This window comes from Dyadobacter frigoris (assembly GCF_005280585.1).
Taxonomy (GTDB): domain Bacteria; phylum Bacteroidota; class Bacteroidia; order Cytophagales; family Spirosomataceae; genus Dyadobacter; species Dyadobacter frigoris.
The window spans coordinates 684,767-705,346 of sequence record NZ_SZVO01000001.1 but is presented as its reverse complement, the minus strand read 5'-3'; the positions used below and the strand labels follow the sequence as shown (position 1 = coordinate 705,346).

The window sequence follows — 20,580 nt, the reverse complement described above, 5'->3', positions numbered from 1 at the left end:
GTCAGGTAGAAAGAATAATCCTAATATAGCAATTATTAAAATTGAAGATTTTCGACCTGGATAAAATCATAAATAAGCTAAGTTTTATTCTATATATATCTACTGATATTTTGTATCAACTTCTGACTATCGCTTCATTGCAGCTCCGGTCTTTTGACAGGCAGAAAGAAATCAACATGCTCTACACCGCGATAAAATCATCGTGACAATAAAAACGCCCCCACTTTAACTTTCAATCCATCAGCCACAGCCAGACCCAGTTTCGTATCGATTTTGAAAAAGTGGTAAAGTTGTTCTTTTATTATTTCCTCCTTTTGCGAATTATTGATTCCCTTTAATGAGCAGACAATGTTACATACCAGATTGATCCTGTCTTCATCGGATAACATTTCTCTGTAAAAAATACCTGACAAATTATAATCACCCTCATTTACTGAAAAACCTTCTGTGGCGTTCAGATTCATCAGTAAAGGTGATATTCCTGTGGATTCAGAGGTAACAGAATATTCTGAATCTGTCAGAAATTCCTGTTTAAACCGGATTCCTTTTCCCAAACAGATACCCGATCTTTTTTTATTATCGCTCATGGTTTAAGAATCTTTAAAGTTTTCAGGTGAATTTTGGCGATAGTAAACAATCCTTCCAAAAGTTATAATAACGGGAATAAAGAACCGGCTTTACTCCCGTTGATTGCAATACTGATTAATAGACAATTCAAAAGTACAAACCCCCTATTGCTTCCACGATTGCTAAATACAGGTAAAACGTGTACAAATTATCGGAATGTAAAATGATCGAAAGATAAATGATCATTATCACCTTACGTTTAATACATATACGCAATTCTGACAGATACAGATCATCAGTCAAAACCATATAATTAAATCAGGATTACTTTTAAGGTGGAAAACCAGGAGCAGAAAATACATTCTAAACATCTGATAGAAAGATGAATATAGCCATTTCACGAAAGCCTCATGAGTTTGCTTTCTGACCTAAAAATCGCTACTTTTCATGGGTAAACGGAGATAAAAAAGACAATTCCGTTTGATTATAAATTAATAAAATCATGAAAAAGCTGCTGTGGATTTCATTGATTGTTTTGGCGTTAAGTACCTGCAAATGTGCCACATCGAAGGGCAGACATAAAGTTGTGATTCTTGAAAAAAGCGAGACGACCGTTGCACTTCGCAACGGTTCATCATTAATCGTAAAACTGCCTTTACAGGCGGGAACCGGTTACGACTGGACACTCGATAAGGGCAAATCGCAAATCGAAGAAATATCCTCATCAACACAAAAAACCGAGAAAAAAGACCTTCCCGGCGGCAAAATGATAAAAACATTTACGCTGCGCACAACCAAAGCTATGGGAGAAGATGTGTTGACATTCAACCTGAGCCGCTCTTTTGAAAAAGGCCCGGCAGCTGAAACACGGATTTTAAACGTAATCATCGAACCATGAAGTGCCAGGGTAAAACAGGACTCGCAACCTGCTTATACCCAGGATACCTCAAGGATCAGTATAATAGCATCATTTGAAAGGGCTTCAAATTCCAGCTCATCAAGATTCCAAAGCGACAAACCGTCTCTGGCCTCCATTAATCTGTTCTGAACTTCAAATGCACCTTCGATAATAAAAACAAATATTCCGTTTTCGGGATTTTTGAGTTGGTATAGATCTTCTTGTCTGCCGCTATATTTCCCGATATATCCGAAAGTTCCCTGATGAGTAGTAAGACCATTTTGTCCCTGAGAAAACAGGGGAAAAAGCTGATTTCTGATTTCCAGATCAATATTAATTTCCTGCATTTTTGGAATAAAAGAATGCTGGTTATTCGTTAAAAATAGCTGGATAAAATTGATAAGCTCTGTTTCATATGGATTAATAATTTCATATTCCATGCCTTTTGCGGCTGAGAAAATCTGCATTTGTCCGGCTTCCAGAATTCCGGTTTCACCCAGACTGTTTTTGTATTCAATCGCGCCGACGACCGGAAGTAAAATCACTTCGGTATTTTCTTCCAACTGCATTTTAAAGCTTTTTCCGGCTGCTAATGTATCGTCATTAAAAACCTGCAAATTACCAAACGGCTCTCTGTTCTGATCCTGATAAAGACCGAAATTAAAGGTATGAAAACTTCTGAACCAGGATAATTGAGAACATCCGCGCTGACCTGCCAGATATATTTGCCCTTCCGTTTGTGTGATCATATCAAATTAATTTCGCTTTCAGCAGTTGGTACCAAAGATTCACTTTCCGCTTTTAAAACAGGTTTTGCAGCCGGAAAAATTACACTGGAAATATTCAGAAATGGTTGCAGCGCTATTAATTCTGTTTCTACTTCCTCTCCCAGATTAATCGCTTCACGCTGATCTCCGTAAGCAATTAATAACTTTCCATCCAGCGTATCAATCCAGGTTAGCGGTTCGCTGTAAAAATAAATCGCAACCATATGGCTTGCCTTGTCCTTTACATCCGATTGTATTATTTCAAACTTAAAACGGTTAAAAGGAAGGTACAATTTCCCATAAATATTGGCTATATCCGGAACAATATCTTTCAATTGTCTTATATAATTGAACGCAGCCGTACTCACCAGATAAGTCAGATTCTGAGCTGCGGGAATATTTTCCGATATTTCCTGAAAAGTCCTGTATTTGCCTTCCTGGTTGTAAGTCTGCGCCTGCATGAAAAACTCCATGTAGGTATCGTCGAAAACATATTTGTCCCAAATCTTTTGTGAATGAGCATCAATTATTTTCCGGTAGCAGAGCTGGATAAGGCCTTTTGTCATTTCCTGGTCAATTTAGCTAATTTTAACAGCACATTATCCTGCGACAACAATCGTATGCGTCAGCACATAACCCTCAGAAACACTGCCTGTAAACGAAGCCAGTTCTGTTGTAACGCCGTCGCTGAAAACATTATCATTTGAGTTTGTAGTATCCTGCAAGCCATGACTTTTGTAGGCCCCCTGAGCATAAACCGTATTACAAATAGTCTGATCAAAAGCAATTTGCGTCACCAAAAGCGAAGTTCCTGAACTGTTGTAGATATGCGCATGTATATGCGGCGCACGCCCTGAATACCAACCCGGATAAATACTTGTAAAAGTAACCAGACCATTCGCATCCGTTGTTTGTCTTCCGCGAAGGAAATGAACCGTTGTATAATTGGTAGACTGCATCCCGCTTCCACCATATTCAGAATAATTGCCGGCTGCATCACAGTGCCAGATATCCACAATGGCATTGGCCAGAGCCGCGCAGCTGTTGTTTTTATTCTGAATCGTGATTTTCACCGTAAGTTTTGTTCCGGTACGATCAGAAGTGATATCATTCATCACCAATGTGCCCGGTGTTTTTGTCGGAAACGGGCCCGCTGTTTCAGTAGCCGTTGTCGTGCATGAACCAGTGGTGGTTCCTGTTGTCGTACCTGTCGTTGTCCCGGTAGTGGTATCCGTCGTCGTTGGATCTACGCTATCTTTGCTGCATGATCCCAAAATCGGAAGAATAGCCGCCGAACCTAATGCTGATAAAAATCCTCTTCTTAAAAATTCCTTGCGTTCCATAGTTCAGTGAGTATGTTTTTTCAGACAATACGCGGGAACGGGCGCCAATGTTGCTGAATGTAAAGACATTGAGGTAAAACGCAAGAATGTTGCGGTAAATTCCGGTTTTTAATGATTTATCTGCCAACTATTAAGCGATAACTGATTTACTTTGTTTTATGAAAAAATACGTCATTTTAATCTCCGCGCTGGTTTTGGGATGCAGTACTGCCAAACAGCAATCCGCAACCGCTGTATCTTCCTCAAATCTTACTGCCGAAGGAAAATTATTTACAGCATTGTTTCAACAACGCGCTGCGGAATATAAGGCACTTTGTTTTCAGGCTTTCAATATTGCGCATATTCGGGTGGACGAAGCATTGCTTTTGCCACAATCCGGGCCTTTGGCCATTGTTACCGATATTGACGAAACAGTTTTAGACAATAGTCCGTATGACGTAAAGCAGTCGTTGCAGGGAAAAGATTACGAGCAAAAATCCTGGGAAGAATGGACGGCACTTTCCAGGGCTGATACAATTCCAGGCGCTTTACCATTTCTGAAATATGCATCTTCAAAAGGTGTGAAAATATTCTATCTGACCAATCGTGCTGAGACTGAGAGAAAAGGAACGTTGGCCAATCTGGTAAAATTCGGGTTTCCTGACGCTGTCAATGAAAATCTGATTTTGAAACAAACGGTTTCTTCCAAAGAAGCAAGGCGGCAAAAAATAGCGGAAACACATAATATTATTCTGCTGATGGGCGATAATCTGGCTGATTTCAGTGCATTGTTTGATAAAAAACCGGCAGATGAAAGATTGAAAAATACCTACGCGTCAGCCGCCGATTTTGGCAAACGTTTTATTGTTTTACCAAATCCGGTTTATGGTGATTGGGAGGGAGCCGTTTATCAGTACAATCTCAAACTGAAAGCTGCACAAAAAGACTCTGTTATTAAAAGTGTTTTGAAAAGCTACTAAAAAAAGGTGCAGCGCACCATAATACTTGTAGCACAATAATATCCGTGTAAATTCAAAAAGGTGCAAAGCACCGCAATTCCTAACATGAAAAAATCACTATCCATTTTCATCCTGCTTCTTCTGTCTTTACCATTTACCTGTAATTCCCAAATCACAAAAAAAGGAAAACCACTCAGCGAACTTCAACAACAATTTATCGATTTGCGCTTCGGAATGTTTATTCATTACAATATTCCGACTTATGTCAATCAGGACTGGCCTGATCCGGATACTTCACCTTCAGTTTTCAACCCGACAAAACTGGATTGCAACCAATGGGCAAAAGCGGCGAAATCTGCCGGGATGACTTACGGCTGCCTGACGACCAAACATCACAGCGGTTTTTGTATCTGGGATACCAAGACGACCGATTATAATGTCATGAACAGTCCTTTGAAAAAAGATGTCGTTAAAGAATACGCTGAAAGTTTCCGGGCGAACGGATTGAAAGTGATGCTTTATTATTCCATTCTTGATACGCATCATAAGCTTCGTCCGGGTTATATTGAGAAGAAACATATTGATATGATCAAAGCTCAGTTAACAGAATTATTGACCCGGTATGGTGAAATTTCTGCTCTGATCATTGATGGCTGGGACGCGCCCTGGTCAAGAATTTCTTATGACGATGTTCCTTTTGAAGAAATATATACTTTGGTAAAAACCTTGCAGCCGAATTGTTTGCTGATGGATTTGAACGCTGCCAAATATCCAAAAGAAGCACTTTATTACACCGATATTAAATCATACGAACAAGGCGCCGGACAGAAAATTTCAAAAGAAACCAACAAGTTGCCAGCACTTTCCTGTCTGCCGATCAACAGCTCATGGTTTTGGAAAACCACTTTCCCGACCGATCCTGTTAAAAACCCGAATGAATTGGTCAGCAATAACCTGATTCCATTCAACCAGGTTTTTTGTAATTTCATATTAAACGTAGCACCAAACCGTGACGGATTAATTGATGACAATGCATTGAAAGCGTTAAAAGAAATGGGTGATTTATGGAAAAAAGGTAGTGCAGTTCCAAAACTGGGTCCCGTGGATGCACCCATTATTTCTTCAAACATCGCCAAACATCAGCAAACAAATTCAAGTTGGAGCAACGACATGGATATCATGGATTTTGCCAATGACGACAATTTCAGCACTTCCTGGGTTTCAAACAAAGAAGTAAAAAATCCGTGGTTTGAGATTTCTTTTGACAAGGATAAGGCCTTCAATATGATCACGATTGCACAAGGAGAAGCTTCCATTAAAAAATATCGCGTGGAATATTTTGAAAACGGAACCTGGAAACCGCTCCAAACGGTAACGAATCCTGAGAAAATAAAAACATTACGTTTTGACAGAATCTGGGCTGGAAAAGTGAGAATCTCAATCGATGAATTTACCGCCCCTCCAACTTTAGCCGAAGTAGGCGTCTACAACGAAAGGAGATAACCAAAAAAAATCAATTTTAGAAATCCACCAACCCTTAAATCAAATATCTAAAAATCCATCAATCCTTAAATCAAGATCCAGGTGACAATTATCATATAAGTTTCCAACCTGCATCAATTTTTCTGCTCCGACTAAGTTCTAGTTTTGAAGAGTGAAAACTTACTACTTCAAGCCACTCATGAGCAAGGAAAACACGACGCATACTTTTCATATTCCGGTTTTAGGATTGGGCTATTCTGTTGATACACCTATTAAAGTTTCTCATTTCGGGATTTCGTCCGTCGCCTCCATTGTGGATGACGAAATGATTGAACGGATGCGGAAATTTCATACATTAAAAAATGACGAAACATATATTCCGATTCTTTCCAGCGAACACGATTTCAGAAGCAGGCGCATTACAGCCTACCTGGATTTGATGGAAAGAATTGTCAACAAACAATTTGACAATCTACGCCAGCAACCTTTTAATGAAGGAAATGACATTACCCGTTATTTTGATCTGCTCCCCGATACATCTTCTCTAAAAAAGCGTTATGAAAAAATGCTGTTATCAGAAGATCCGGAAGAGAAAAAATGGATGCAGGGCGCTTTGCGGAATTGTCTGAAAAAAGGAGCTATTGACGTAAATATTATGTCAAAAGTAGATAAATTAAACAGAGATGTTTACGGAGAGATTTTGTCAGACGACTATTCTGATGCTTCTGCTGCTCTGCGTGGATTTGCCAATAGTACGCTGACTTCCTCGCTTATTCTTTCCGCGGGAATGAATCCAAGACTTTACAATTACCTTGAAAATTTCAGGGATTTTTATCCCGACGAAAATGATAATTTCCGTAAAAAGATCATACTAAAAGTGAGCGATTTTCGCTCTGCTTTCATTCAGGCAAAATTCCTGGCAAAAAAAGGAATCTGGGTTTCGGAGTTCAGAATTGAATCAGGATTGAACTGTGGCGGACATGCTTTTGCCACGGAAGGATATTTGTTAGGGCCAATTCTGGAAGAATTTAAAGACCGGAAAGAAGAAATGCTGACAGAACTTTTTGGCTTGTACAAAGTTGCGCTTGAAGCAAAAGAATATCAAATCAGTAAAATTCCTGAGCTAAAAATCACAGTTCAAGGCGGGATAGGAACAGCCGAAGAAGATCATTTTTTACTGGAACATTATCAGGTAAATGCGACTGGCTGGGGAAGTCCGTTTTTGCTGGTCCCGGAAGTTACCAATGTGGATGAGGCTACGTTAAAGGATTTGGCAGAAGCAAAAAGTGATGACTATTATATCAGCAATTCATCGCCGCTTGGTGTTCTTTTTAACAATTTCAAAAAAAGCAGTGCAGAAAAACAGCGTTTAGAACGCATAGCAGCAGGTCGGCCGGGAAGTCCTTGCAAGAAAAAATATCTGGTTTCTAATACAGAATTCACGAGCGAACCGATTTGCACCGCATCCAGACAGTATCAGCATCTAAAAATAAAACAATTGCAGGAAACTGAACCCAGACCGGCTGATTACGAGGAACAATTTAATGCGATCACAGAAAAACTTTGTCTTTGTGACGGACTGAGCACATCAACACTGCTCAAAAATCATCTGCTCAAACCAAGAGAAAACACAGCCGTTTCTATTTGTCCGGGTCCAAATCTTGCCTGGTTTTCAAAAGTGTATTCTCTGGATGAAATAGTTAAACATATTTATGGCAAAATCGATTTATTGAGTAAAGTGAACCGGCCCAATATGTTTGTCAATGAGTTGAATCTTTATGTTGATTATTACAAAAAAGACCTTGAAGCAAATGCTCAAAAGCTGAATGAGAAAAAAAGGAAATATTTGATCAAATTTAAAGAACAACTGCTCGTCGGGATTGATTATTACAAAGAGCTTGTGCCAAAAATTACGAATCAGACGTTGGCTTATAAGGCGGAGATGATTGGGCAGCTGAGAGGAGTTGAGATGGAATTGAGGGAGATTGGGTTGTAGGGTTAATAATTTTGCTCAGAATCCGTGAGGATCATTTAAAAACTGGGCAAATAATTTTTTGACGGCTTCCCGCTGTTTTTGCTCTAATGAATCTGCAATAAAAAGATCGAACTTATAAAACAGAAAATAGCCAAATCGGGAATATTCCTTTTTAGCATCTTGAAGTAATACGAGCTTTTCAAAAATATCTTTTAACGAATAACGTCCAACTTCTGGCTTAATCTTATTACTGATTAAGTCGGTAAGCACTCTTTTTATATTATTTACAGTTTCGTTTAAAATGGTCAATCTTTTAACAATAAGTTCCTTTCTGTTAAGACCACATTCTGATTGTTTCTTTTGCTTGTGGCGTTAATCCTTCAATTTCGCCATTAGGCTTGAAGATAAAATGAGCTTCAACGATATCAATTTCAGGGTTCAATAATAATGCACCTTCATCAGTGAAATACTGAGAATTGATTAGTTTAGATTCATCGTTTGGAAGACCATCAACTCCTATTATTGGGGCTGAAATTCTGATTCCGGTAATTGGAAAATAATTTGATTTCTTGCGATTACATTTACTGCAACTCAGAATAAGGTTACTCCACTCATAAGCTATCCAATAATATCCTGAATGTGTTGTGTCTTCCGTAACCTTCGCCTTTGGACGATAATGCTCTACTTGCATTGGAGCTCCGGCAGAAGTATCTGTTTCACAATACGCACATTTGTGATTGTATAATGTTTCAAGAACCTCCAAAGTTGTGTTGCGATAAACTGCTGATTTGAATTTGTGGCTGTTCTTCGTTGCAATTGAATCTAAAATGAGTTCTAACCTTTTAGACTTAACTAATTTATGAGGGAGGGCTGCAAAATCTTTTTTTACGCTAATCATTATTCTTACCCTTATTTACTTTTTAGATTGAAATAGTTCGTCTGGAAACTCCTCGTTACTCTTCTCAAAATCTTCCAGGTATTTATCTACTTCGTCATTTTTCGTCATCTCATCAAAAGTATTTTCGGTTCTGACTTCGGTCAAATCTTCTAATTGAGAAGAAAAAATATTATCCATGTCAAATATTCCGGACGTGAGGAGCAAATTGGGCGTAAGATTTTTTAGATCAACATCTACTTTTTCTATTGTTATTCCTTCCTCTTTTGTCCGGTTGACTTTTAGAATTACTGAATTTTTCGGTGCTCCAAGTAATGGTATTGGACTGTGAGTGGAAACTATAAACTGAATACCAGGAAAAACTTCACTAAATAATTCCGGTATTTGTTTTTGTAATTTAGGATGCCAGTGAAGATCAAGTTCATCAATGATTACGATTCCTTTTAATTTTGAAGGGTCTTCAACATCCTTTTGCGTATGCGATAATCTTACAATCATATCTCCTGCCATACCAAGAATACTTCTGAATCCGGAAGCAATATTTTCGAAAGGTAGCGGCTCGTATTGCGCACTGCCATCCAAGAGATCTTTTTCTATATATTCGATCCGGTCTGTGGATTCATTGAAGCGAATTTCCGAAATGTATGGAACAAGCTTACAAAAAGCATTTTTGATTAATTGAAACCGTTTGTCTTTTTTAAGATACCATTTTACAAGTTCACTTTCAATATTTAGCAAGACACCATCTGTTCTGAAAAGACTGTAAAGTGTTCCGCTTCTCTGCGCTGCTTCGCTAACGGTAGCATCAACCTGCATATTTAATCTGACGGGTCCGTATGCAGCCAGGTGAATTAATGGAGACGGATTGAAACGAAAATCGTTAATCAAATTTTCCTCTTCAAATTTATATCCAACCTTAATTTGTGCATTAGAATCAATAACATAATCATGGGAACCATCCTTTGAACCGTGAAGTCCAAGCATGATGGATTGAAGAATTGTACTTTTTCCAAAACCATTTTCTCCAACTAAAAATACCCAATTTGTGTCAACAGGAAGATTTTCAATGGTTGCCCTTTTGATGCCTTGAAAATTTGAAACGGATAAACTTTTTAGACAATATTTGAGAATTTTATCTTCTTCCAAAAAGGTATCTGGTTCGTTTTGAAGTAGTATTTCATCATGCAGATAGAAAGGATTTGAATAATCAATTTCTGACATTTTTTCGTAATTCCTAACAAAAGATAACCATTCGTTAAACGTATCTTGTACTTCATACTTCTGTAATTTCTGGTCCTCTGCATATGAATCATCAACCGCAGTATATAAATCGTAAGGAACTCTTGCCACTACATATTCAACAGATTGATTTTCAATTTCATAATCTGTTACTTCAAAGTAGATTTTTGAATATTTTTTGTAAGTGATTTTATATCCAAACCGCTTATCTGATTTTAAGTCAAAAGATAGTTGCGATTCATATATTCGACCTTGTATGTAATCAGTAATTTCCTTTAATTCTTGTGCAACAATCAAAGGAAGATTTTTAGCATTCATAAACTTTTCAATTTTAGCTACAAATCAAAAATACTAATAACATATCATTAAAGTAAAGAAAGCATAAATATAGAAACGGACAGATTCTTGCCAAGCCAATACTCTCAAAAACTTTCCCGAACTTTGCCTCTACATTGGTTTACTTCCAAACCATAAAATCTAATTCCAGACAACCAGTCTGTTTTGACTTTGAAACTATATAGAGGATTAATAGAGGCGACGGTTCAGGCCTTGCAGCAAATTTTTTCAGACAAGCAACAAGCAGATCGTGTTGTAGAACGTTTACTAAAATCCAATCCAAAATGGGGTGCGCGCGACCGGGCTTTTTTGGCGGAAAATATTTATGAAATTGTGCGCTGGTGGCGTTTAATTAAGTTTTCTGCCAGTCTGGAAAAAGTGACGCAGCCGGATCATTTCTGGAAAATGGTGGGTACCTGGCAAATTATCAAACCTGCACAACTTCATACGGAAACGGATAATATCTTGCCTGAATGGGCGGAATTTGAAGAAATTAATCCGGAAACGGTTTTGAGCCGTTATCAGGAAGCTCTCAAAGTCCGCAAAATTGCGCAATCCATTCCTGACTGGATTGACGAAGTTGGTGAAAGAGAACTAGGTGATAAGTGGGAAAAAGAAATCACGGCACTGAATCATCAGGCTCCTTTTGTTTTGCGTGTCAATACGTTGAAATCGGATTTACAAGCCGTTATTTCTGTTTTTGGGGAAGATAAAGTAGAAACGGTTCCCGAAGTTCCGACGGCGATTATTCTTAAAAAGCGGCAAAATGTATTTGGACAGGATGCTTTTAAAAGAGGCTTTTTCGAGGTTCAGGATGCTGGTTCGCAATTAATACCTGCATTTCTTGATCTCAAACCCGGACAAACGGTGATTGATGCCTGCGCAGGTGCGGGTGGAAAAACGTTACAAATTGCTTCTTTACTGGAAAATAAAGGAAATATCATCGCGCTTGATATTGAAAATTACAAACTGGAAGAGCTTCAAAAACGCGCAATCCGGAATGGCGTTAAAATTCTGACAACGGGCCTGATCAAAAATGATTCAACGGTGAAAGATCTGGTTGAAAAAGCAGACCGCCTTTTGCTGGATGTTCCTTGTTCAGGACTCGGCGTTTTGAGAAGAAATCCGGATACGAAGTGGAAACTTCAACCTACTTTCCTGAATACGATCCGGAATACACAATGGCACATTCTGAGCACTTATTCCAAAATGGTGAAAAGAGGCGGAAAAATGGTTTATGCCACATGCAGTTTATTACCTTCCGAATCAGAAGATCAGGTAACAAGATTTATCATGGAATTTGGCGACCGTTGGAGGCTGATGAACGAGCGTCGCACGTCCGTAGCTGATGAAGGTTACGACGGATTTTACATGGCTCTTTTAGAAAGAATCAAGTAAGACTAAGCTGTCAATTATTATTAACAGCAAAATCTTTTGCAATTAACAAACTCTTTGGAATACCATTTTCCGACCAGCATAGTGCCGCATGGTAAATTCCTTGCGGCATTTTTTGCGGAATAATGGCAGAAAAAGAAGGAGGAGCCAAATCCTGGTTCATCAAATTTCCCAGCCATTCATTGTTATTAAGCCGCAGCGCAATCAGGTAAGGTTTATCCATTTTCAGACGATCTGATAACATCAAATACACATCTTTCCTAGGAATTCCAGCTGGCAAATGATCAATTTCAATACTTAAAACTGGATATTTATATTCTCCATATCGGGATTTATCATCAATAAGGCTGGTCTTGAAAATACTTTGTGTGTTCAACTCCTGGCTGCTTAACAGCTCATTCCAGCGCTTAATTTTACTTTCAGAAAAATATTCCGGAAAAGCATAATGTCTGAAAAACTGCTTGTCATGATCTTCTGATTTGGTGTACTGATGAATGAAAAGTGTATGATTTGGGAAATTGTATGAATCGACTTTCAACTCGTCGCTATGCCCGGTAACTGTATTGTCGTACTTTGCATAAGCCCAAAAATTCAAGGTTAATGCACTCAATAAAAACACAAAAAAAAGTGAGTACCGGAGTTTCTCATTTTTAATATTACTTAAAACAAATAAGTAAAATAACCCGTAAATGCAGGCCGAATAAACCTGAAATCTCATCGCAGCCATACTATCAATGTCGGACATTCCACGTCCCATAGCAATCATAAATCCACAGGCCAACAATTTTAAAAAACAGATTTCAGCGAAACTGATTGGGAATAAAACACCTTTCCAACCATCGGAAGTTGTAAATTTCTTTACAAAAAAAAGCAGGTAAATTATAAGAAAAAACCCTCCGGCGGTGAGTGACAGGATATAAACGTGTGAATCCGAAAGCACTTTTACAATCGATCCCGTAAATGAAACAAAACCTCTGAAAACCAGCCAGATGGTTTGAGACAAAGTGAAAGATTCCGAAGAAAAGGAAAATCTGAATCCCTGAAAAAAGATATAAAGATAAACCGCGGAGACAACGGCAAAAATAATACTTTCCCGGGTTCTTTTTTGTAATATCAACCACACCAGCCCAACCGGAATAATACTTAAACCATCCAGATTTGCCAGCGTGGCTGCAATCGCAAAAGGAAAAGACAAATACCAGTTTTTTTGTTTGGAAGGTTGTAAAAAATAAAGACAATATAGTGAAAATGTGATCGCCAGTGTTTGTTCAAAGGCCGTAATGCTCCAAAGTTGAACAACGTAAACAATGGGTGAAAATACCAATACAGATACTGGAAGGAAGAAAATCAGTTTGTTGCTGACCGTTTTGAAAACCAAATACAATGTGTGCCCCAGCAGGATCAGATTCAGGTAGCCGCAGATGATCATGGTCCTGAAATTCATTTCCCCGTTAAAAAATTCGATCAGTACGGCAGTCAGTCTTGAAAAGAAAATCCGGTGATCATTATGCTGGACCAAGAGGGCGTGAAATAAATTCCGGCCATTCTCATGGATCAGGTTAATGCTGATCAATAGCGCCTCATCATCGCCGAAAGGGACATTAATGGCATTTTTAAAAATATAAATGCCAAATGCGAAAACTGGGATGAGAAGTAAAAATACACGCAAAGATGACCGCAGAGAACTTGAAAACATAGGAAGCTAATTTCCTGAATAAAAGGACTAAAGAATGAAGGTACTAAAAACTGATAAATATTCTCTGAGGAAATTTATGAAGAGAAAGAATATTTGTAACAATTCTAACAAAATATTTCAAAGGCTGGATTATGATGGGTAATTATTTAATCAATCGGAGCAGCTTTCCTGATGTCATCCAGGTTTAAATTCCTGGCAACTAAAATGCTGTTATTAATGCCTTTGCTCTTCCAGCACAGCGCAATATTATAAATCTTATCCGGCATTTTTCGAGGAAAAGTAGCCAAAAAGGACCTGTCCGCCGAGTTGGATTGCAGTATCTTCCTGAGCCAGGTAACATTTCCATGCCTTATAGCCACCAGAAATATTTTGACAGGCTTTTCGAGATTATATAAAGCAAGGTATACGTCCTTATCCGGTACTGACGCAGGTAAATTGTTGATTTCAAAATGGATAACAGGATAAATCCATTTTTTATATTCTGGCAAATGATCCAAATTCTCACTTACAAATTGTATCTGCGGACTTACCACGCCCTCTTTTAATCCCTCATACCAACTGTCGATTTTTTCTTTGCTAAAATATTCAGGGAATTCGTAGTGCAGGTATAACAGCTTACCGGGATCCGGATTTTCTGTATACTGATAAAGAAAAAAAGTATGATTGGTGAAATTGTAAGAATCAACTTTCAATTCATCATTGTGAACCGCCACGGCATCAGGATATTTTAAATAAGAAAGAGCATTCAGAGACAGAGCGAATAAAAGAAAGAAAAGGAAAAAGTATCTTTTGTATTTCTCATTTTTTAAAACACTTAATACGAACAGGTAAAATAAGATAAAAGTGCTGACCGCATAAACCTGAAATCTTATGGCAAGCATACTGCCGGCAACATCACCTGCTCTGCCAAGGGCGATCATCATACCGCAGGCCAATAGCTCCAAAAAGCCAATTTCAGCCAGACTTATTGGAAATAAAACATCTCCCCAATCTTTCTTTTTGAAAAACTTAATTACGTTAATTCCAATGAATACAATTAATATGCACGCGCCTGCAATTGTCGATAAAACAATTCCGTGAGAGTCGGATAACACTTTTAATATTGACCCGCAATAAGAAACGAATGCCTTAAATACAATGCCGATAATTTGAGGAAATGGCGGGAACCTGGAAGCTGCTGAAAAATGAAACCCGATAAAAAATATAATTACATAAAGAATAGCAAAAAGGGCAAAATACATACTTTCTTTTTTCCGCTTCTGGGTAATCAGCCACACCAGCCCAACCGGAATAACGCTTAATCCATCAAGATTGGATACGGCTGCGGCGATTGCAAAAGGAATTGACCAGAACCATATTTTCTGTTTTGAAGGCTGCAAAAATATAAGACAATAAAGCGAAAAGGTTATTGCCAGCGTATATTCGAAGGATGTAATTGCCCAGAGATGGGTCGCGTAAACGATTGGTGAAAATAGCAGAACGGCTACAGGAATAAAAAAAGCCAGCCTGATATTAGCTGATTTGTAAATCAAGAAAAATGAATATCCCAGTAAAACCAGATTTAAATAACCGCAAATAATCATTACCCTGAAATTCATTTTTCCGGATACCAGTTTAATTGTCAAACTGGCCAGGCGGGAGAAGAATATACGATGATCATTTTGCTGTTCAAATAACGCAGAAAAAGAATCCTCGGGGACTGCAATGATTTGATTCAGAGAATATAATAAAGCTTCGTCGTCGTTGTAAGGGATATTTAGCGCATGTGCAAGAATAAAGACACCAAAAGAAAACAATGGTATCAGTATAATCAAAATATAAAATAACGAGTGTAAAACATTGGGGCGCAAAATAGAGGGGTTTATAAACAGTAACTTTATATAAATAACAAAAAAATCTGCTTGTAATCATACGTTTTGGCGTAATGAAACAAGCAGATCTTATTATACGGTCAATTTGTTGGTTGTAATAGCTAGCTCTTATAAACATACATATCCAAAAACCCATTTCTGAATTTCCCCTGCGGATCGTATTCTTTTATTAAGTTCTGAAAATCAGGGAGTTTATCATACAAAGATTGTAACCTGGCAGGTGCCATCGTAAACATTTTCCCCCAGTGAGGACGGGCGTTAAACGGAGCCAGTTCCCTTTCAATAATCGGCAAAAGTTTACTGACATTCGGCCAATCCTGTTTCCAGGTAAAATGTATGGCAACGCTATCCTGTTTATAACAAGGGCTCATCCAGAGATTGTCTGCTGCGATAGTGCGGATTTCGGTAGTCATCAAATGCGGACCAACCTGATCTGCCAGTTTGTAAACTGCCATAATCGCTTCAACGGCATTTTTCCTTGGCACGAAATATTCCGATTGCAGCTCAACGCCGCTGCTCGGCGTGAAACCCATTTTAAAATGCGGCATTCTTTCATACCAAGGACCTGGTACACCCATTTGTACGGTACAATTTTCAGCCGATAATTCCGGAATGGGATGGAGATTTTTTGTTGCCAGTTTTGCACCAAACAGTTCTGCATCCGGTTTGTAATTTTCTCCTTTTTCAATTTTCCTTTTCACCCACACTTCCGCAATATCCCGGCTTTGCCAGTTTGTAAAAAGACTGACGCTGTAACCCTTCGCTTCAATGGCTTCAAAATTATCTTTCAGCTCTGAAAACGGTAAATTCTGATAAACATATTGGTTCATCTCAAAAGTTGGCTGAATATCCAGCGTCACTTTTGTAACGACGCCCAATGCACCCAGGTTTACAACAGCAGCCAGAAATTTCTGTCCGTCTTTTTCCTTTGTCAGTTTAATCGTTTCGCCCGTTCCCGTAACAATTTCCATCCCGGAAACTGCCGTAGACAGGTTTCCGTTTTTATTTCCGGATCCATGCGTGGCCGTAGCGCAGGCACCTGCAACGGAAATGTGCGGAAGCGAAGCGAGATTGTGCAAAGCATATCCTTTTTTATCAAGAACCGGACTGAGCTGTCCGTATTTCAAACCGGAATTTACGGTAACGGTTTTGCCATCTGAGGAAATTTCAATCAATTCGTCAGCCTGCGTCAGGGAAATAAATTCGTCTTTACTATCCGCGATTTTATTGAAACAATGGCGCGTTCCAAGTACTTTAAACTTGCTGTGTTTTTTGACAAATTCGCTGACCTGTTCCGTTGATTTGGCCTCGTATAATTTTGTAGTGCTATATTCAAGGTTACCAGCCCAGTTTTTGAGCTTTTCGCCAGTCGCCCAACCCGTCAGCGGAGAAAATAAAGGAGCAGTCATTAAAGCAGATGATATTTTTAAAAAGGTTCTTTTCTTCATACCAATTCAGATCAAAATATAATTTTATCCCAAATTAGTTTAATAATAACAAAAAAGCGATAATATATTTCCAGTCTTAAAAAGAAGCTTTTTGCACCCGTCAATTACGAGTACAATTATTAGTGAATTCGTTTTTCCAATCGAAATTCCGTAGCCGATTGCCGACCACCGAAAGCCTAAGTCATTTCCATTAAGATTCCTCTTTTTCCCTATATTCCTTCGCAATTTGCTCTCCTGATTTTGCCAGATTTCTTGCTTCAATATAAATTCTTTTAACATCTGGGTAAGAAGCCCGGATGTTGGTTTCAGTCCGGCTGATGGCATCAACGACTTCTTTCAAACTGATATCTTTTCTAAACTGAACATCCAGTGCCAGCAAAATCTCATTTGGAGCAAGATGCATCGTCAGCGGATAGTAAACCGTGGAAACATCCGGATCCTGATTGACCAACTCATAAATTCCACGAACAATATCGGACTGAGCACTTTCACCTACCAATAATTTCCTGCTTTCAACAACCATCACAACGGCTACAACGCATAATATTAAACCGATAACAATAGAAGCGACTCCATCAAAAAGCGGGTTGCTGAAATAATGGCCTAGAAACACACCTGAAAATGCCGTAATTAAACCGGCCAAAGCGGCGGTATCTTCATAAATAACGGCAAAAAGAGAAGGATCTTTGCTTGCTCTTAATTCACTCCAGAAAGTACCTTTTCCTTTAAGCTCATTAAATTTTTTGATAGCAATAATCAGCGATCCACCTTCGAAAAACATAGAAACGGCCAGGACGATATAATTCCATTTAGGGTCTTTAAGCGGCTCTGGGTGTTGAATATGTGTGATTCCTTCATACAAAGACATGCCTCCGCCAAGTGCAAAAATTAAAATCCCTACAATCAATGCCCAGAAATAAAGCTCTTTTCCGTGACCAAAAGGATGTCCCTGATCTGCTGGTTTTTTGCTTCTGCTGATCCCTAAAAGAAGTAATAATTCATTTCCTGAATCTACCGTGCTGTGAATTCCTTCCGAAAGCATGGCAGAACTGCCGGTGAAAGATGCTGCGATAAATTTGATAATGGCAATACCAATATTAGCGCCGAGTGCACCGTAAATAGGAAGTTTGGATTCTTGGGCCATGAATAAGGATCAGGAGTGAGTAGACTTTTAGAAAGTTAGGGAAAAGAACTGTACCAAATGAGTTTTTTGCAATCAGTAAACTTCCTATTTTTAGACTTTTAGTACTAACCACAATTCATTCAGGATATGAAACGCGTTGATACTATTGATTTTACCAGAGGTTTGGTCATGATCATTATGGCTCTGGACCATGTGCGCGATCTGATGCATACCACGGCATTATCCCAAAATCCTGTGGACCTGACCACCACCACGGCCGGGATTTTTCTGACACGCTGGATTACACATCTTTGCGCACCAACCTTTGTTTTCCTATCCGGAACGTCAGCCTTTATTTCTCTGAAAAATAATGCTGATATTTCTGTTGGCAGAAAGTTTCTCGTTAGCCGGGGATTGTGGCTGATTCTTCTGGAATTTACGATTATCAATTTCGCCTTATGGGCTGATATTCAATTTAGAATGCTGGTTTTCCAGGTTATTGCGGCTATTGGCGTTGGATTAATTATTCTTTCATTTTTGTTAAAATTATCTTCCCGAATAATCGGAATGATTGGATTGATTATCATTTTGGGCCATAATCTTTTAGGCAATATTACTTTTAAAGAAAACCCTGTTTTGAGAGTAATCTGGTCTTTTCTTTTCCGTTTGGACGTATTGCCCGTCACACAAAATTTCACATTCGCTATTCTTTATCCGATTATTCCCTGGTTAGGAATTATGCTGGCGGGTTATGGCTGCGGACAAATATTTTTGCTTGAAAATAAGAGACGAAGAAGAACTTTATTTTTTATCGGGATTGGTTTACTGGCGTTTTTTACGATGCTGCGATTTACCAATTTCTATGGTGATCCGTCGCCATGGTCGGTACAAAAAAATGCTGTTTTCACTTTTTTGTCCTTTATCAATATTTCCAAATACCCGCCTTCTTTGCTTTATTCGGCTATCACATTAGGCTTTGCGTTTTTGTTTCTTGCTTTGGCTGATGGCGTGAAAAATGGATTTACCCGCTTTATTTCTGTTTATGGGAAAGTGCCTTTGTTTTATTATCTCCTCCATTGGTACCTGATTCATTCTCTGATGTTTGGACTGATGTTTTTGCAGGGATTTACCTGGAAAGATTTGCCTTTCGGGCCGTTTATGTTTGGTCGCCCTGTTGATGGTTCGGGAGTTGAGCTTCCTTACGTTTATCTGATCTGGGCTTTTGTGGTGCTTTCGCTTTATCCGCTATGCCGCTGGTATGTGCGTTATAAAGCTGAGCATCGGGAGAAGAAGTGGTTGCGGTATCTTTAAAAAGGATTCACGCAAAGGCCAAACGCTAAGAAGGGGAGCTTTCGTATAGTGTTTAAAGTAAGACGTTTTTTGTAGGCTTGATTTTTATAGGGATAGAGACATTAATTTTTTGTAAATTTCATAGGGGCATTTGCTGAATAGGCCTCATCATTTGTACTAACGCCCACATGAGTTCAATTGTACCGCCGCCTTTTTACCATAAGCTTTCACATACGATGATCGCTTTGGCTTTGATTACGCTTACCATTTATCTTGGACAGGATATTATTGTGCCACTGGCTATGGCCACTTTACTTGCCGTTTTATTACGACCCATTGAAAGCTGGCTGACGCGCCATGGCATTCCCAAAATGCTGGCGATAAGTTTAGCAGTTTTACTGGCTATTTTAATTGTAGCCGGACTAGCCGTTTTTCTTTCCATGCAGCTGGCGGATTTCTCCGACGAATGGCCGAAACTCCGGAAAAATATTAATGATTTTTATGCAGATGCCCGTCGCTGGGTTCGCCGTGAATATAGTGTCAGCTATCGTCAGCAGGATCAATATCTGAAAAAGGCGCAGACACAGACCATGGAAAATTTTCAGGGAGGCGAAACGCTGGGTATCATTACCGGACCACTCGGAAGTTTGGTTTTACTTCCGATTTACATGTTTTTGCTGCTTTATTACCGAGGCATGCTTTTGCTGTTTATGGTTGAATTGTTTACGCAAAAACATAAAGATAAGGTCATGGAGGTTTTGGGTGAGATCAAGTCCATTATCCAGAGTTATATGGTGGGTCTGCTTTTGGAAACGACCAGTGTTGCTATTTTGAATTGTATCGGATTATTGATTTTAAATGTTCAATATGCCATTTTATTGGGTATTATGGCGGCGATTCTGAATTTGGTCCCTTACATTGGCGGGTTGGTTGCTATCGTTTTGGCTGTGATGGTTACGTTTATCAGTCATCCTGAAATTGATACTATTTTAGGTGTTGTAGGAATATTTCTTGCCGTTCAGTTTGTGGATAATAACTTTCTGGTGCCGCTGGTTATTGGTTCAAAAGTTAAGATCAATGCGCTGGTTTCGATTGTTGGCGTTTTGGTTGGCGGTGCTATCGCAGGACTTTCGGGCATGTTTTTATCGATTCCCGTGATCGCTATGATGAAAGTCGTTTTTGACCGCGTTGAAGGGCTGGAGGCCTGGGGAATATTACTTGGCGACCAAACGCCCAAAGAAGCGAGTAGTAGTTTGTTTGGTTTTAAAAAGAATAGGGAACATGAAAAATTTGAAGAATAATCAAAAGATAAACCAG

At 38.9% G+C, this 20,580-nt stretch carries 18 protein-coding genes; 7 read left to right on the top strand and 11 right to left on the bottom strand.

Translation table 11 applies throughout. From position 1 onward, the window contains the following. Positions 1 to 197 precede the first annotated feature (197 nt). Positions 198 to 587, bottom strand: coding sequence for a catalase-related domain-containing protein (locus FDK13_RS03195; protein WP_137338521.1), 390 nt, complete (start codon positions 585 to 587; stop codon positions 198 to 200). Positions 588 to 1,069: 482 nt separating this feature from the next. On the opposite strand from FDK13_RS03195, the gene FDK13_RS03190 reads away from it, so the two are divergent. Further along, the gene (locus tag FDK13_RS03190) at positions 1,070 to 1,465 is read left to right on the top strand and encodes a protease inhibitor I42 family protein (RefSeq protein ID WP_137338520.1); all 396 of its coding nucleotides are present in this window, start codon (positions 1,070 to 1,072) and stop codon (positions 1,463 to 1,465) included. A 32-nt stretch (positions 1,466 to 1,497) separates the two neighbouring features. Here the strand turns inward: FDK13_RS03190 and FDK13_RS03185 are convergent, their stop codons facing one another. Genes FDK13_RS03185 through FDK13_RS03175 form a run of 3 tightly spaced genes read right to left on the bottom strand, consistent with a single transcriptional unit; the run spans position 1,498 to position 3,575 of the window. After that, entirely contained in the window at positions 1,498 to 2,214 is a 717-nt protein-coding gene (locus FDK13_RS03185) for a pirin family protein (RefSeq protein WP_137338519.1), read from the bottom strand. After that, the gene (locus FDK13_RS03180; protein WP_181956141.1) at positions 2,211 to 2,798 is read right to left on the bottom strand and encodes a hypothetical protein; all 588 of its coding nucleotides are present in this window, start codon (positions 2,796 to 2,798) and stop codon (positions 2,211 to 2,213) included. The genes FDK13_RS03185 and FDK13_RS03180 overlap by 4 nt, the downstream gene beginning before the upstream one ends. A 33-nt stretch (positions 2,799 to 2,831) precedes the next feature. Beyond that, positions 2,832 to 3,575: a dioxygenase family protein gene (locus FDK13_RS03175; protein WP_137338518.1), complete on the bottom strand. Its 744-nt coding sequence runs from the start codon at positions 3,573 to 3,575 to the stop codon at positions 2,832 to 2,834. Between the two features lie 158 nt (positions 3,576 to 3,733). Between FDK13_RS03175 and FDK13_RS03170 the strand changes: the two genes are divergently transcribed. The 3 genes from FDK13_RS03170 (at position 3,734) to FDK13_RS03160 (ending at position 7,991) form a co-directional block, all read left to right on the top strand. Beyond that, entirely contained in the window at positions 3,734 to 4,534 is an 801-nt protein-coding gene (locus FDK13_RS03170) for a 5'-nucleotidase, lipoprotein e(P4) family (RefSeq protein ID WP_137338517.1), read from the top strand. 84 nt (positions 4,535 to 4,618) lie between these two features. Next, on the top strand, positions 4,619 to 6,016 hold the full coding sequence (locus tag FDK13_RS03165; protein WP_137338516.1) for an alpha-L-fucosidase: 1,398 nt from the start codon (positions 4,619 to 4,621) through the stop codon (positions 6,014 to 6,016). A 178-nt stretch (positions 6,017 to 6,194) separates the two neighbouring features. Beyond that, positions 6,195 to 7,991, top strand: coding sequence for a hypothetical protein (locus tag FDK13_RS03160; protein ID WP_137338515.1), 1,797 nt, complete (start codon positions 6,195 to 6,197; stop codon positions 7,989 to 7,991). Positions 7,992 to 8,006: 15 nt separating this feature from the next. Here FDK13_RS03160 and FDK13_RS03155 read toward each other — a convergent pair whose 3' ends face one another. The 3 genes from FDK13_RS03155 to FDK13_RS03145 are packed head-to-tail and all read right to left on the bottom strand — an operon-like array spanning position 8,007 to position 10,422. Further along, entirely contained in the window at positions 8,007 to 8,279 is a 273-nt protein-coding gene (locus FDK13_RS03155; protein WP_137338514.1) for a hypothetical protein, read from the bottom strand. A 25-nt stretch (positions 8,280 to 8,304) separates the two neighbouring features. Further along, positions 8,305 to 8,868, bottom strand: a complete 564-nt coding sequence (locus FDK13_RS03150) for an HNH endonuclease (RefSeq protein WP_137338513.1) — start codon at positions 8,866 to 8,868, stop codon at positions 8,305 to 8,307. Positions 8,869 to 8,883: 15 nt separating this feature from the next. Beyond that, on the bottom strand, positions 8,884 to 10,422 hold the full coding sequence (locus FDK13_RS03145; protein WP_137338512.1) for an AAA family ATPase: 1,539 nt from the start codon (positions 10,420 to 10,422) through the stop codon (positions 8,884 to 8,886). Between the two features lie 189 nt (positions 10,423 to 10,611). On the opposite strand from FDK13_RS03145, the gene FDK13_RS03140 reads away from it, so the two are divergent. Further along, the gene (locus tag FDK13_RS03140; RefSeq protein WP_137338511.1) at positions 10,612 to 11,838 is read left to right on the top strand and encodes an RsmB/NOP family class I SAM-dependent RNA methyltransferase; all 1,227 of its coding nucleotides are present in this window, start codon (positions 10,612 to 10,614) and stop codon (positions 11,836 to 11,838) included. Between the two features lie 10 nt (positions 11,839 to 11,848). Here the strand turns inward: FDK13_RS03140 and FDK13_RS03135 are convergent, their stop codons facing one another. From FDK13_RS03135 to FDK13_RS03120, 4 genes are all read right to left on the bottom strand, one after another. After that, positions 11,849 to 13,531, bottom strand: a complete 1,683-nt coding sequence (locus FDK13_RS03135; protein ID WP_137338510.1) for a hypothetical protein — start codon at positions 13,529 to 13,531, stop codon at positions 11,849 to 11,851. 146 nt (positions 13,532 to 13,677) lie between these two features. Then, positions 13,678 to 15,345 (bottom strand): hypothetical protein, encoded by a 1,668-nt coding sequence (locus tag FDK13_RS03130; protein ID WP_137338509.1) that lies wholly within the window; start codon positions 15,343 to 15,345, stop codon positions 13,678 to 13,680. Positions 15,346 to 15,503: 158 nt separating this feature from the next. Further along, positions 15,504 to 16,850 (bottom strand): D-arabinono-1,4-lactone oxidase, encoded by a 1,347-nt coding sequence (locus FDK13_RS03125; protein ID WP_137338508.1) that lies wholly within the window; start codon positions 16,848 to 16,850, stop codon positions 15,504 to 15,506. A 190-nt stretch (positions 16,851 to 17,040) separates the two neighbouring features. Further along, complete coding sequence (locus tag FDK13_RS03120; RefSeq protein WP_137338507.1) at positions 17,041 to 17,994, bottom strand: cation diffusion facilitator family transporter; 954 nt, start codon at positions 17,992 to 17,994, stop codon at positions 17,041 to 17,043. Positions 17,995 to 18,120: 126 nt separating this feature from the next. Between FDK13_RS03120 and FDK13_RS03115 the strand changes: the two genes are divergently transcribed. After that, complete coding sequence (locus tag FDK13_RS03115; protein ID WP_137338506.1) at positions 18,121 to 19,284, top strand: acetyltransferase domain-containing protein; 1,164 nt, start codon at positions 18,121 to 18,123, stop codon at positions 19,282 to 19,284. A 167-nt stretch (positions 19,285 to 19,451) separates the two neighbouring features. Further along, positions 19,452 to 20,564, top strand: coding sequence for an AI-2E family transporter (locus tag FDK13_RS03110; protein ID WP_137338505.1), 1,113 nt, complete (start codon positions 19,452 to 19,454; stop codon positions 20,562 to 20,564). The last annotated feature ends 16 nt before the right edge of the window (positions 20,565 to 20,580 follow it).